14 protein-coding genes are annotated in these 13271 nt (G+C 75.9%); 5 read left to right on the plus strand and 9 right to left on the minus strand.

Annotated features, from left to right (window positions below; genetic code table 11):
• Window positions 1–57 precede the first annotated feature (57 nt).
• Genes ACYVQV_RS01970 through murI form a run of 4 tightly spaced genes read right to left on the minus strand, consistent with a single transcriptional unit; the run spans window position 58 to window position 3126 of the window.
• Entirely contained in the window at window positions 58–753 is a 696-nt protein-coding gene (locus tag ACYVQV_RS01970) for a non-canonical purine NTP pyrophosphatase (protein ID WP_461021578.1), read from the minus strand.
• Window positions 750–1490, minus strand: a complete 741-nt coding sequence (gene rph / locus ACYVQV_RS01975; RefSeq protein WP_461021579.1) for a ribonuclease PH — start codon at window positions 1488–1490, stop codon at window positions 750–752. Before rph ends, ACYVQV_RS01970 begins: the two co-directional genes overlap by 4 nt.
• 29 nt (window positions 1491–1519) lie before the next feature.
• Window positions 1520–2302: an MBL fold metallo-hydrolase gene (locus tag ACYVQV_RS01980; RefSeq protein WP_461021580.1), complete on the minus strand. Its 783-nt coding sequence runs from the start codon at window positions 2300–2302 to the stop codon at window positions 1520–1522.
• A complete protein-coding gene (gene murI, locus ACYVQV_RS01985; RefSeq protein ID WP_461021581.1) occupies window positions 2299–3126 on the minus strand; it encodes a glutamate racemase in 828 nt (275 codons plus the stop codon). Before murI ends, ACYVQV_RS01980 begins: the two co-directional genes overlap by 4 nt.
• 137 nt (window positions 3127–3263) lie before the next feature.
• Here murI and ACYVQV_RS01990 point away from each other — a divergent pair, with 137 nt between their 5' ends.
• Window positions 3264–4844 (plus strand): GGDEF domain-containing protein, encoded by a 1581-nt coding sequence (locus tag ACYVQV_RS01990; RefSeq protein ID WP_461021582.1) that lies wholly within the window; start codon window positions 3264–3266, stop codon window positions 4842–4844.
• A gap of 60 nt (window positions 4845–4904) precedes the next feature.
• Here ACYVQV_RS01990 and ACYVQV_RS01995 read toward each other — a convergent pair whose 3' ends face one another.
• Together ACYVQV_RS01995 and clpS are read right to left on the minus strand one after the other, a co-directional pair.
• On the minus strand, window positions 4905–5594 hold the full coding sequence (locus ACYVQV_RS01995) for a DUF2017 domain-containing protein (RefSeq protein WP_461021583.1): 690 nt from the start codon (window positions 5592–5594) through the stop codon (window positions 4905–4907).
• The gene (clpS, locus tag ACYVQV_RS02000) at window positions 5561–5869 is read right to left on the minus strand and encodes an ATP-dependent Clp protease adapter ClpS (RefSeq protein WP_461021729.1); all 309 of its coding nucleotides are present in this window, start codon (window positions 5867–5869) and stop codon (window positions 5561–5563) included. The genes ACYVQV_RS01995 and clpS overlap by 34 nt, the downstream gene beginning before the upstream one ends.
• A gap of 38 nt (window positions 5870–5907) precedes the next feature.
• Here clpS and ACYVQV_RS02005 point away from each other — a divergent pair, with 38 nt between their 5' ends.
• Window positions 5908–7245: a nicotinate phosphoribosyltransferase gene (locus ACYVQV_RS02005; protein WP_461021584.1), complete on the plus strand. Its 1338-nt coding sequence runs from the start codon at window positions 5908–5910 to the stop codon at window positions 7243–7245.
• The gene (locus tag ACYVQV_RS02010; RefSeq protein WP_461021585.1) at window positions 7242–7871 is read left to right on the plus strand and encodes an isochorismatase family protein; all 630 of its coding nucleotides are present in this window, start codon (window positions 7242–7244) and stop codon (window positions 7869–7871) included. The genes ACYVQV_RS02005 and ACYVQV_RS02010 overlap by 4 nt, the downstream gene beginning before the upstream one ends.
• A gap of 16 nt (window positions 7872–7887) precedes the next feature.
• Here the strand turns inward: ACYVQV_RS02010 and ACYVQV_RS02015 are convergent, their stop codons facing one another.
• Window positions 7888–8862 carry an SAM-dependent methyltransferase gene (locus tag ACYVQV_RS02015; RefSeq protein WP_461021586.1) on the minus strand — a complete coding sequence of 325 codons (975 nt, stop codon included), beginning with the start codon at window positions 8860–8862 and terminating at the stop codon, window positions 7888–7890.
• 220 nt (window positions 8863–9082) lie between these two features.
• Between ACYVQV_RS02015 and ACYVQV_RS02020 the strand changes: the two genes are divergently transcribed.
• Window positions 9083–9310, plus strand: a complete 228-nt coding sequence (locus ACYVQV_RS02020) for a dodecin (RefSeq protein WP_461021587.1) — start codon at window positions 9083–9085, stop codon at window positions 9308–9310.
• A complete protein-coding gene (locus ACYVQV_RS02025; protein ID WP_461021588.1) occupies window positions 9307–9465 on the plus strand; it encodes a hypothetical protein in 159 nt (52 codons plus the stop codon). Before ACYVQV_RS02020 ends, ACYVQV_RS02025 begins: the two co-directional genes overlap by 4 nt.
• A 49-nt stretch (window positions 9466–9514) precedes the next feature.
• Here the strand turns inward: ACYVQV_RS02025 and ACYVQV_RS02030 are convergent, their stop codons facing one another.
• On the minus strand, window positions 9515–11836 hold the full coding sequence (locus tag ACYVQV_RS02030; protein WP_461021589.1) for a HelD family protein: 2322 nt from the start codon (window positions 11834–11836) through the stop codon (window positions 9515–9517).
• A 101-nt stretch (window positions 11837–11937) separates the two neighbouring features.
• Entirely contained in the window at window positions 11938–13194 is a 1257-nt protein-coding gene (locus ACYVQV_RS02035) for a homogentisate 1,2-dioxygenase domain-containing protein (RefSeq protein ID WP_461021590.1), read from the minus strand.
• Between the last annotated feature and the right edge of the window lie 77 nt (window positions 13195–13271).

Here is a 13271-nt window from a genome sequence, read left to right on the forward strand (position 1 = left end):
AGGGGTTCGGAGCGGGACCGCGCGCGGATGGGGCCGGGCGCTGGCCCGGCCCGCGCGTCAGGTCAGCAGCTCGACCAGCCTCGGCACGAGCGCCCGCACGGCCTGCCCGCGGTGGCTGATGGCGTTCTTCTCCGCCGCGGTGAGCTCCGCGCAGGTCCTGGTCTCGCCCAGTGGCCGCAGCACCGGGTCGTAGCCGAACCCGCCCTCCCCGCGCGGGCCGTGCTCCAGGGTGCCCTCGAGCCGGCCGTGCTCCACGACCTCCGGGCCGCCGGGCACCACCAGGGCCGCGGCGCAGACGAACGCCGCCGCGCGGTGCTCGTCCGGCACGTCGGCGACCTGCGCCAGCAGCAGCTCGAGGTTGGCGGTGTCGTCACCGTGCCGGCCGGCCCACCGCGCGGAGAACACCCCCGGCGCCCCGCCCAGCACCTCGACCGCCAGACCGGAGTCGTCGGCCACGGCGGGCAGCCCGGTCGCCGCGCTCACCGCACGCGCCTTGAGCAGGGCGTTCTCCGCGAACGTCACACCGGTCTCCCGCACGTCCTCGACCCCGTGCAGGTCCGCGGCGCCGACGACGGCGGCGTCCAGGTCGACGGCCGGGCTGACGGCCGGGTCGACGGCCGGGTCGACGGCACGGGCGGCGTCGCCGAGGGCGTCGGCGAGGATCTGGCGCAGCTCCCGCACCTTGTTGAGGTTGCGGGTGGCGAGCACGAGCCGCGCACCGGCCGGGGCAGCGGGCCGGCCCCCGGCGGTCACCGGTACCCCGGGGCGTCAGCGGCCAGCGCCTCGCGCTGCAGCTCGGTCAGCCGCGCGCAGCCGGCGACGCCGAGGTCGAGCAGCGCGTCCAGCTCGGCCCGGTCGAACGGTGCGCCCTCGGCGGTGCCCTGGACCTCCACGAACGCCCCGGAACCCGTGACGACGACGTTCATGTCGGTCTCGGCCCTGACGTCCTCGACGTAGCTGAGGTCCAGGACGGGAGTCCCGTCGCTGATGCCCACGCTCACCGCGGCGACCGAGTCGCGCAGCGGGTCCCGCTTGACCAGGCCCCGGCGGCGCGCCCAGGCGACGGCGTCGGCGAGGGCCACGTACGCACCGGTGATGGCCGCGGTGCGGGTGCCGCCGTCCGCCTGAAGCACGTCGCAGTCCAGCACGATCGTGTTCTCCCCCAGCGCCTTGGTGTCGATCACCGAGCGCAGGGACCGGCCGACGAGGCGGGAGATCTCGTGGGTCCGTCCGCCGACGCGGCCCTTGACCGACTCGCGGTCGGAGCGCGTGTTCGTCGAGCGAGGCAGCATCGCGTACTCGGCCGTCACCCAGCCGGTGCCCTTGCCCTTCAGCCAGCGCGGGACGCCCTCGGTCAACGACGCGGCGCACAGCACGCGGGTGGCGCCGAACTCCACCAGCACGCTGCCCTCGGCGTGGTCGAGCCAGCCGCGGGTGATCCGCACGTCGCGCAGCTGGTCCGGGGTCCGTCCGTCGGGGCGAGAGCTCATGGCCGCGAGCCTAGGGGGCGGCCTGGTGGTCAGACGACGTGGACGGCGTCCGGGGCGGCCAGGTCGACCGGCCCGGCGAAGGCGAGGCGCGCGTCGTCGAGGGCCTTGCCCGGGTCGTTCCACGCCGGCAGGTGGGTCAGCAGCAGCCGGCCCGCACCGGCGTCCCGGGCCAGCTCGCCCGCGCGCAGGCCGGTCAGGTGGATCCCACGGTCGGCGTCGCGGCCCTCCTCGAACGCGGCCTCGGCGAGCAGCAGGTCGGCGCCCCGGGCCGCCTCGAGCACGCCGGCGCAGGTGTCGGTGTCCCCGGTGTAGGTCAGGGTGACCCGGCCACCGTCCTCGCCGGGGCCCTCCACCCGCATCGCGTACGCCTCCACCGGGTGCAGCACCGGCGAGGGGGTCACCGTGAACGGGCCCACCCGCACGGGCCGGCCCGGCGCCCACGTGACGAACGTGAACTCGCCGGTCATCCCCGGGTCCGGGTCCAGGTCGTAGGCGCGGGCGAGCCGGTCCGCGGCGCCGGTCGGGGCGTGCACCGGGATCGGGGTCCGCTCGTCGCGGGACGGCTGGTACTTCAGGAAGACGTAGTACCCGCACAGGTCGAGGCAGTGGTCGGCGTGCAGGTGCGACAGCAGGATCGCGTCCACCGCCCGCAGCGGCGCGTGCCGCTGCAGGGGTCCGAGCGCGCCGTTGCCGAGGTCCAGGACGAGGCGCCACGTCCGGCCCGTGTCGTCCTCGGCCTCCACGAGGTACCCGGACGCCGGCGACGTGGGCCCGGGGAAGGAGCCGGAGCAGCCCAGGACGGTGAGCCTCACGCCGGCACCCCCGCGGCGGCCGCGGCGGCGGCCACGGCCGCCTCCGGGCCGAGGAACCGGCGCGCCAGCACCGCGAACTCCGCCGGGTCGCCGGTGGTGAGGAACCGGTGCACGGGTGCCGGCAGGTCGTCCGGCCGGTTGAGCCCGGCCCGGGTGAGCTGGCGGTAGACCTCCTGCGCGGTCTCCTCCGCGCTGCTGACCAGGGTCACCGTCTGCCGCGGGTTGAGCTCGTCCATCACGTAGGCGAGCACCCCGGTCAGCAGCGGGTAGTGGGTGCAGCCCAGGACGAGGGTGTCGACGTCCGCGCGGGCGACCGGGCGCAGGTACTCGCGGGCCACGTCGAGCAGCTCGGGGCCGGTCGTCACGCCCGCCTCGACGAACTCCACGAACCGCGGGCACGCCTGCGTGGTGACGTGGACGTCGGGGGCCGCGGCGAACGCGTCCTCGTACGCCCCGGACGTGGCGGTCGCGCGCGTGCAGATCACCCCGACGCGCTGGTTGCGGGTGGCCGCGGACGCCCGGCGCACCGCCGGCCGGATCACCTCGACCACGGGCACGTCGTACCGCTCGCGGGCGTCGTGCAGGACGGCGGCGCTGGCGGAGTTGCACGCGATGACGAGCAGCTTGACGCCCTGGGCGACGAGCTCGTCGAGGCACTCCAGCGCGAAGGCGCGGACCTGCGCGATCGGGCGCGGCCCGTACGGCTGGCGGGCCGTGTCCGCCAGGTAGACGACCGGCTCGTTCGGCAGCTGGTCCAGGACGGCGCGCGCCACGGTCAGGCCGCCGAACCCGGAGTCGAAGATGCCGATGGGTGCGTCCGCCACGGCGAAGAGCCTACGGGCGGGTCGCGACGGCACGGGCCCCGTGGACGCCGTCGTGACCATCGTCACCGTCCGTCACTTCCTGGACACGACCCGCCCGATGCGCTCAGGACCGGGCCCCCACCGGCCGATCGGACGGTGTGAGCAGCGCCCAGACGCCCCTGGCGGTCTCGCCGTCGCGGGCCGACGAGCGAGACGCCCTCACCGCGGCGCTCCTGCGGCTCGAGAGCCTGCCCGGCGCCCGGCAGGTCGACGGCGACGACGAGGTCACCGGCCTCGAGCAGCGCGCCGCGGCCCTCGGCGCCGTGGACCTGGTGATGCGGGCGCGGCTGCTGCACGCCAACACGCTGGCACGGCGGGGTCGCACCGCGGCCGCGGCCCGGATCGCCCGGGACGTCAACCGGTGGGCCACCGAGGCGGCCGACGGCTACGTCCTGGCCCGCAGCCACGGGCAGCTGGCGCTGGTGATGCGCGCCCTCGGCGACTTCGGGCTGTCGATGGAGCACGCCGTCCACGCCGTGGAGAACACCCCGCCCGACGCACCCCGGGCCGTGCACGTCGACCACCGCCTGCTGCTCGCGATCGCGCTGGCGCGGACCGGGGACTTCGCGAACGCCGAGCGCCGCCTCGTCGAGCTCGCCGCAGAGCTGGTCCAGGAGGGTGACGAGACCACCCTGGTGTCCGTACTCAACAACCTCGCCTACATGTCGCACCTCGACGGCCAGGACGGGCAGGCCCGCGCGACCGCCGAGCGGATGGTCCGCGTCGCCGCCGAGCACGACGTCCCGCTGCAGGCCAGCCACGTCGACACCTACGCGCGCGTCCTGCTCACCGACGGCGAGGCCGCCACCGCCGCGGCCTTCCTCGCCGAGCGCGTGGACGAGCAGGACGAGGGCGCCGACCCCGACGCCGCCGCCGACTGCCTGCTGACCCTCGCCGAGGCCCACCGCGGTCTCGGCGAGCACGACGCCGCCGCCGACGCCCTGGACCGGGCCGACCGGCTGTGCGCCACCCGCGGGCTGGCCGAGGTGGCGGCCAGGGTCCACCAGGAGCGGTCCGAGCTGCTCTGCGCGCAGGGGCTCTACCGCGAGGCGCTGGCCGAGCACCAGCGCTTCCACGCCGCGACCGCGGCGCTGTGGGCCGCCGAGCGGGACGGTCGCGCCAAGATCGCCCAGGCCGTGTTCGAGACCGCCGAGGCCCGCCGCGAGAGCGAGCGGCTGCGCGACCTGTCGCTGCACGACCCGCTGACGGGGCTGTGGAACCGCCGTCACGTCGACGCGCTGCTGCCCACGCTGCTGGAGGACGCGCAGCGCACCGGGGCCCCGGTGGGCGTCGCGATCGTCGACCTCGACCACTTCAAGGCGGTCAACGACACCTTCTCCCACGAGGTGGGCGACGCCGTCCTGGTGCGGACCGCCGCGCTGCTCGCCGACGTCGTCGACGAGCCCGCGTTCGCGGCGCGGCTCGGCGGCGAGGAGTTCCTCCTCGTCCTGCCCGGTCACGACCTGGACGCCACCGTGGCCCGGTGCGAGCTGGTGCGCACGGCGCTGCGGACGCGCACCTGGTCCGACGTGTCACCGCACCTCGGACGCGTCACCGCGAGCTTCGGCGTCGCCGTCGCCCGCCCCGGGGCCACGGAGCAGCTCGAGCTGCTGCGGCTGGCGGACGAGCGCCTCTACGCGGCCAAGCGCGCCGGCCGCGACCGCGTCGTCGCCGGCTGACCGCCGGGCCCGACCCGACCGACCCGCCGACCTCGACCCGAACGACCCGGTCGCCGCCGGTCAGTCCTGTCCGGGCGGGTCGGCCGCGCCGGGCAGCACCGCGTGCACCAGGGTCTCCTGCAGCCAGGTGAGGAAGTCGTACACCGCGGCCAGCCAGGCCCGCGGGTCGTCCGGGTCCCCCGTGGACGCCAGCTCCGACAGCGCCTCGGCGTCCTCGTCGGTGCGCACGCCCACCCGCTCGGCGAGCACGAGCCGGACGTCGGTCAGGGCCGTCAACCACGCGCCGGCCGTCTCGTCGTCCAGCCGCACCGTGACGTCGTCGGACCGGCGCCGGCCGCGCCGGCGCTCGCCCGCACCCTCCCCCGCCTCCGAGGACGACCGGCGCTCGTGCAGGCTCGCGACGGCCCGCCGCAGGTTCCGGGACTTGCGGCGGCGCAGGCCCGTCTCGGTGTACCGGCGGAACTCCGCGGCGACCTCGCCGTCGTCCCGCGAGGCGTTGGGCAGCAACCGGGCGAGGGCCGGGTCGTCGGGTTCGCGGGCGTCCTCGGCGATCCCCACCATGGCCGTCAGCGGGTCCGTGCCGGCGTCGTCGGCCAGCCCGCCCTCCAGCATCTCCGCCACGTCGAGGAAGAGCCGGGTGAGCAGGTCGCGCTCGCCCTCGTCGAGGCCGCACGCGACCGCGCCGTCGCGGTCGCGCCGGAACGCCGTCGCCACCGTCAGCCGTTCCGGTCCTGGGTGAACGTCGCCCACAGGCCGAAACCGTGCATGGCCTCGGTGTCGCGCTCCATCTCCTCCATCGTGCCGCTGGACACCACCGCGCGGCCTTCCTCGTGCACCTGCCGCATCAGCGTGTCGGCCTTCTCGCGGGGGTAGCCGAAGTAGGTCTGGAAGACGTAGGTGACGTACGACATGAGGTTCACCGGGTCGTTCCAGACGATGGTGACCCACGGGGTGTCCGGGCGCACGGCCTCCGCGGCGTCGGCCTGCCGCTCCTCCACGGGGGCCGTCGCGACGGCGACGGGCACGAGGTGAGGCTGCACGACGTCCACTCTAGGGTTGGCGCGTGACCGCAGTGAACGGACCGTCCGCCACGACCGCGCTGCTGACCGACCGGTACGAGCTGACGATGGTGGAGGCCGCCCTGCGCAGCGGCGCGGCCCACCGCCGCAGCGTCTTCGAGGTCTTCGCCCGCCGACTGCCGGAGGGACGGCGGTACGGCGTCGTGGCCGGCACCGGCCGGCTGCTCGAGGCGCTGGAGCGCTTCCGGTTCGACGACGCCGACCTCGCCTGGCTGGCCGACGAGCAGGTCGTCGACGAGCCCACCCTGGAGTGGCTGGCGTCCTACCGGTTCGGCGGCCGCGTGTGGGGGTACGCCGAGGGCGAGTGCTTCTTCCCCGGGTCCCCGATCCTCGTGGTGGAGGGCACCTTCGCCGAGGCGGTCGTGCTCGAGACGCTCGTGCTGTCGGTGCTCAACCACGACAGCGCCGTGGCGTCCGCCGCGTCCCGGATGGCCTGCGCGGCCGGCGACCGACCGCTGCTGGAGATGGGGTCCCGGCGCACCCAGGAGGACGCCGCCGTCGCCGCCTCCCGCGCCGCGTACGTCGCCGGCTTCGCCTCGACGTCCAACCTCGCCGCCGGTCAGCGGTACGGCATCCCCACCGTGGGGACGGCCGCGCACTCGTTCACGCTGCTGCACGACGACGAGCGCGCCGCCTTCCGGGCCCAGGTCGACTCCCTCGGCCCGGGGACCACGCTGCTGGTGGACACCTACGACGTCCCACGGGCGGTGGCGACGGCCGTCGAGGTCGCGGGGACCGGGCTGGGCGCCGTCCGCCTCGACTCCGGCGACCTGCTCGCCCAGGCCATCGAGGTCCGCGCCCAGCTCGACGGGCTCGGCGCCCGCGACACCAAGGTCGTCGTCACCAGCGACCTCGACGAGTACGCCATCGCGGCCCTGGGCGCCGGTCCGGTGGACGCCTACGGGGTCGGCACGTCGCTGGTCACCGGCAGCGGCCACCCCACCGCGGGGCTGGTCTACAAGCTCGTCGCCCGGGAGGGTCCGGGCGGGGAGATGGTCTCCGTCGCCAAGGCCTCGGCCAGCAAGACCAGCGTCGGCGGCCGCAAGTACGCCCTGCGCCGCCGGGACGCCCGTGGGACCGCGACCGCCGAGGTGGTCGGCATCGGCCGCCCGCCCGCCGACGACGGCGACGACCGCGAGCTGCTCGTCCCGCTCGTCACCGACGGGCAGGTCGACGAGGGCCGCACCGGCCGGCAGGGGCTGCAGCGGGCTCGCGAGCGGCACCGCGCCTCGTTCGCCGAGCTGCCGCCCTTCGCGCACCGGCTGGCGAAGGGCGAGGCGTGCATCCCGACCGTGTACGAGCAGCAGGAGGCAGCACCGTGACCCAGCGGACGAGCGATCCGACGGACCAGCCGGTGCGGGACCCGGCGCGCGCCCTGGTCGTCGTGGACGTCCAGAACGACTTCTGCGAGGGCGGCTCCCTCGCCGTGGCCGGCGGGTCCGCGGTGGCCCGTGGCGTGTCGGCGCACCTGGCCGCCCACGCCGGCGACTACGCGGCGGTCGTCACCACCCAGGACTGGCACCACGACCCGGGCGACCACTTCAGCGACTCACCCGACTTCGTCGCGACGTGGCCCGCGCACTGCGTCGCCGGCACCCCCGGCGCCGACCTGCACCCGGACCTGGACACCTCCACGGTCACGGCCGCCTTCCGCAAGGGCGCGTACGCGGCCGCCTACTCGGGGTTCGAGGGCACCACCGTGCAGGACGACGTCGAGGTCGGCCTGGCCGACTGGCTGCGCTCGCGCGGGGTGCGCGCCGTCGACGTCGTGGGGATCGCCACGGACCACTGCGTGCGCGCCACGGCCCTGGACGCGGCCGCGGCGGGTCTCGACACCACGGTCCTGCTCGACCTCACCGCCGGGGTCGCCCCGGACACGACGCGGTCCGCGCTGGCGGAGCTGCGCGCTGCCGGGGTGACGCTGCGCCGCGAGCCCGCCGGCGCCTGACCGGGCCGGATCGCCGTCAGGCCACCGGGCGCTCGGCGAGCAGCGACACCAGCGGCTCACCGGCCGCGACCCGGGTCACCGGACCCGGGACCAGTCCGGCCTCGAGGAGCTGGGCGACGAGCTCGCGCTGGCTGGGCAGCTCCATCCGGCCCTCCTGCGCGCGCAGCAGCAGGTCGAGGTGCCGCGTGAACGCGGAGTCGCCGGCGAGCGTGGTGACGACCAGCACCGCGCCCCCGGGCGCGAGCAGCCGCGCGACGGTGCGCAGGGCCTCCACCCGCTCCTCCACGGGCAGGTAGTAGACGACGTTCGCGAGCAGCACCAGGTCGAAGCCGTCCCCGACGTCCGGGTGGGCCGCCGCGTCGCGCAGGTCCGCGACGACGCCCGTCGTCCGCGACCCCAGCCCCGTGGCCTGCCAGCGCTGCCGTGCGAGGTCCACGGCGGCGGAATCGACGTCCACCCCGACGCCGGTGGCACCGGGCGCCTCCTCCAGGACGGCGGCGAGCAGGCCGCCCGCCCCGCAGCCGACGTCCAGGACCCGCCTCGGGCGGCGGTCGCGCGCCAGTGCCGTGAGCTCGGCGGTGACGAACGGCGTCATCGCCGCGGACGACCTCGCGACGACGTCCGCGTCGTCCGTCACGTCCCGTCGTCCGGGACCCCCGTCGAGCTGTCTGCGCAGCTCCCGGTACAGCCCGGTGTGGTAGCCCGCGTAGGCCTCGTACGCGGCCCGCGCCACGTCGTCGTCCACGACCGCCCGCCCGCGTGGCGTCAGCCGCCACCGCACGCCGGTGCCGTCGTCGTCGGGGCGCCGGCGCAGCAGCCGGTGGGACTCCAGCACCCCGAGGAGGGCGAGCAGCAACGGCGTGCGGGCCGTGCCGACCCGGTCGGCGACCTCGGCCGTGGTGGCGTCGCCGTGCCGGACGGCGTCCAGCACGCCGGTGCTCAGTCCGGCGGCGGTCGCGGCGAGCCGGACCGCCTCCTGGCCGGCGCGCACCGCCCGCACCCGCGCGAGCGGGTGCGGGCGGTGCGGGCCACGGTCAGCAGCGCGCTCACCCTCACGGCTCGCGAGCCTACGCCCGCCGGTGGGGCGGGTCACCGTCTCGCAGGCAGGTGCGGTCAGGTGCGGCCAGGTGTGGACACGTGCGGCGGGTGGGAGTTGAGTGCCACCAGGACCGAGCGGCCGGCGCGCGTCCGGCCGTCGGAGGGAGGCGGACGTGAGCGAGCACGTGTACCGGGTGGTGGAGGTCGTCGGGTCCTCGCACGAGGGGGTCGACGCGGCGATCCGCAACGCCGTCGACCGGGTGGCGGCGACGACCCGGCACCTGGACTGGTTCGAGGTGACGCAGATCCGCGGGCAGCTGCTCGACGGTCAGGTCGAGCACGTCCAGGTCGGCCTGAAGGTGGGCTTCCGGATCGAGGGCACCGAGGGCGGCGACCAGTGAGCGAGCAGCCCGGGGCCGAGCGGGTGACCCGGCCCGAGCAGCCGCCCGGCCAGCCCGACCAGGGGCAGCCGGACCACGAGCTCGAGGAGCTCGAGGTGGACTCCCGCGTCCCGCCCCGGCCCGAGGAGGAGGTCGCGGACGCCGACCGCGGCTGACCGAGGGTGCTGGCGGCTGACCGAGACTGACCGCGGCCGCCCGACCGGGTCACCCGGCCGCGAGGTCCTCCAGACCGGCCGGCAGCGGGCGGTCGTGCACCACGTGCAGCCGCTGCGTCGGGCGCGTCATCGCCACGTACAGGTCACCGGCGCCGCGCGGAGAGTCCTCCAGCACCTCGACCGGCTCGACCAGCACGACGCCGTCGAACTCCAGGCCCTTGGCCTGCTCGACGGTGAGCACCGCGACGGGTGCGTCCAGTCCCCCGCCGCCGGCGGCCACGGCGTCCTCCCCCAGCGCGGCGGTCAGGGTGGCGGCGACCGCGGCCCACCGGCGCTGCGCGGTGACGACGGCGAGCCGCCCGCCGGCCAGCACGTCCAGCTCACCGGACACGACGTCGGCGAGCGCGGCGCCGTCCAGGCCGGGCAGGTGCGAGGCCAGCGGGGGCCACGTGCCCTCGCGCACGGACTCCGGCGTCACGGCGTCCACGCCCTGGGCGCGCAGCGCGGCGGTGGCCGTGCGCATGATCTGCGCCGGGGTGCGGTAGTTGACGGTGAGCTGCTCCATCCGCCAGCGCCCCTCGACGTGCGGGTCGAGCGCCGCGGCCCACGACCCGGCGCCCGCCGCGGCCCGGGTCTGGGCCAGGTCACCCACGGCCGTCACCGACTTGCTGGGCACCCGGCGCAGCAGGGCCCGCCACATCATGGGTGACAGCTCCTGCGCCTCGTCCACCACGACGTGGCCGTACGCCCAGGTGCGGTCGTGCAGGGCCCGCTCGGCGACGGACAGGTCCGGCCCGGCCTCGGTGAACCGCTCGGCGAGCGCCTCGGCCGAGACCATCTGCCCGGCGCCCGTCATCTGCAGCACGTTGCGGGCGTACTCGACCTCCTCGGCCCGGCGCTGCGCCTGCTGGCGGGCGAGGGCGCGGTCGGCGCTGTCGTCCTCGCCGAGGAGCTCGGCGGCCTCGTCGAGCAGGGGGACGTCGTCCAGGGTCCAGGGCGCGTCCAGGTCGCGGTGCAGCAGGGCGCGCTCGGCCGTCGTGAGGTGGGGCGCGGCCTGGTCGAGCCGCTCGGGCACGGCGAGCAGGCGGGAGAGCAGGTCCTGGGGGGTCATCGGCAGCCACAGCCGGTTGAGGGTCACCCGGACGTCGCGGGAGGCCCGCAGGTCGGCGATGACGTCGCCGCGGTCGGCGGGATCGAAGCGGGTGCCGAGCCGTCGGGCGACCTGGTCGGCGAGGTGGACGAGCAGGTCCTTGACGAAGGTGACCCGGGCGAGGTTGTGCGGCCTGCCGGTGCGGCGGGCCTTGTCGCGGGCGGCGAGCACCGCCTTGGGGGTGAGCACCAGGTCGTGGCCGTCGACCTCGAGCTCGACCGGCCGCGAGGGCACGCGCTGGCGGGCCCGGACGGCGCGCCGGACGACCTCGGCCATCCGCAGGTCGCCCTTGAGCGCGGCGACGTCCGGCTCGTCGGTGGTGCGGGCGTCCACCCCGGGGAAGAGCTGCCCGGCGGTGGTCATCACGACGCCGGTCTCCCCGAGCGAGGGCAGCACCTGCTCGATGTAGCGCAGGAACACCGGGCTGGGGCCGACGACCAGGACGCCGCTGCGCGACAGCCGCTCGCGGTGGGTGTAGAGCAGGTACGCGGCGCGGTGCAGCGCGACGGCCGTCTTGCCCGTCCCCGGGCCGCCCTGGACGACGAGCACGCCGCCGAGGTCGGCGCGGATGATCCGGTCCTGCTCGGCCTGGATGGTGGCGACGATGTCCCCCATCCGCCCGGTGCGCTGGGCGTTGACCGCGGCCAGCAGCGCACCCTCGCCGCTGAGGCCGGCCAGGCCCGACTCGTCCATCGCGTCGAGGTCCAGCACGTCGTCCTCGACGCCGGTGACCTGCCGCTCGTGCAGCACGAGGTGGCGGCGGCGGACCACGTCGCCGGGGTTCGCGGCCGTCGCCTGGTAGAAGGGGGTGGCGGCGGGCGCGCGCCAGTCGACGAGCATCCGGCGCTGGTCGTCGTCGGACAGGCCCATCCGGCCGACGTAGCGGTGCTCGCCGTCAGTGAGGTCCAGCCGGCCGAACACCAACCGGTCCTCGACGGCCCACAGCTGCGCGAGGCGGTTCTCGTGCAGCGTCGCGAAGGCGTCGCGCTCGGAGCGGCTCTGGTGGCTGCCGGTGGCGCGCTGGCGCCGGACGGCGGCCAGGTCGCGGTCGGCGCGGGCGCGCAGCTCGTCGAGCCGCGCGTACAGGACGTCGACCTGCCGCTGCTCGTCGGCGACCTGGGACGCCCGGGCCGTCGGCTCGCCGTCGGCCGCCCGCGGGCCGGGCCCCTGCGACCCGCCCGCTGGACCGTGCTCCGGCCGCGTCGCGCCGTCCGTGCTCACGCTCGCCGTTCCTCCGTACCCGCTCGCCGGTCCGCCGGGACGCGACCGCGCCGGGTCGGTCCGCACCAGACGGACGAACCTACCCGGCCGGGCGCCGCGCCTCAGGCGGTGGGTCCGCCGGGCCCCCGACCGGCCCAGGTCCAGGCGTACCGGCCGTCGTCGCAGGCCCGGCCGCCCTCGCCGAGCTCGAGCGGCCGGAACGTGTCGACCATGACGGCGAGCTCGTCGAAGAACTCCTTGCCGAGCGACCTCTCGGTGGCGCCGGGCTGCGGGCCGTGGCTGTGCCCGCCGGGGTGGAGGCTGATCGACCCCTGCCCGATGCCGGAGCCCTTGCGGGCCTCGTAGTCGCCGCCGCAGTAGAACATGACCTCGTCGGAGTCGACGTTCGAGTGGTAGTACGGCACCGGGACGGCCAGGGGGTGGTAGTCGACCTTGCGGGGAACGAAGTTGCAGACGACGAAGTTGTGCCCCTCGAACACCTGGTGCACGGGCGGCGGCTGGTGCACGCGGCCGGTGATCGGCTCGAAGTCGCTGACGTTGAACGTGTACGGGTACAGGCACCCGTCCCAGCCGACGACGTCGAACGGGTGGGTGTCGTAGACGACGACGCTGCCCACGACCCCGGACGGGCCGTGGCCGCGGTGCTTGGTCCACACCTCGACGTCGCGGCCCTCGAGCAGGTGCGGCCTGTGCGGTCCGTGCAGGTCCCGCTCGCAGTACGGGGCGTGCTCGAGCAGCTGACCGAACCGGGACAGGTACCGCTTCGGCGGGGTGATGTGGGAGTTCGCCTCGATCGGGTAGAGCCGCAGCGGCCCGGCGTCGGCGCCCTCGGCGCCCTCGACGTCCTCGGCGGCGAGGTTCGCCGGCACCCAGCGGTGCACCGTCCCGCGCGGGACGACGGCGTAGTCGCCGGAGCGGACGGGCAGGACGCCGAACATCGTCTCGAGCGTGCCGGAGCCGGACTCGACGTACACGCACTCGTCGCCGATGGCGTTGCGGTACAACGGGCTCGGTTCGGCGGCGACGACGTAGGACAGCCGGACGTCGGCGTTGCCGAGGACCAGTCGGCGCCCGCGGACGGCGTCCACGCCGCGGCCGGGGTCGTCCCCGGCGAACAGGTCGTGCAGCCGCAGGTGACGCGGCAGCAGCGGGTGGTTGGCGACGGTGGACAGGTCCGGCAGGTCCCAGACGCGCGAGTCCACGACGGCCGAGGGGACGCCCCGGTGGTAGAGCAGGGAGGAGTCGGAGGAGAAGCCCTCCTCGCCCATGAGCTCCTCGGCGAACAGGGAGCCGTCCTCCTGCCGGAACTGCGTGTGCCGCTTCTGTGGCACCTGGCCGACGCTGCGGTAGTACGCCATGACCTTCCCCTGCCCTCCATCGAGCCATCTCCGAGCCGTCCGTCGAGGCGGCTGCCCACCCGGGACGCACGTCCGCT

It is taken from the genome of Thalassiella azotivora (genome assembly GCF_054781695.1).

What these genes read in the sequence shown, in the direction of transcription:
- ACYVQV_RS02035 (WP_461021590.1), bottom strand. Translation starts at nt 13,194, where the DNA reads ATGGCGTACTACCGCAGCGTCGGCCAGGTGCCACAGAAGCGGCACACG.
- rph (WP_461021579.1), bottom strand. Translation starts at nt 1,490, where the DNA reads ATGAGCTCTCGCCCCGACGGACGGACCCCGGACCAGCTGCGCGACGTG.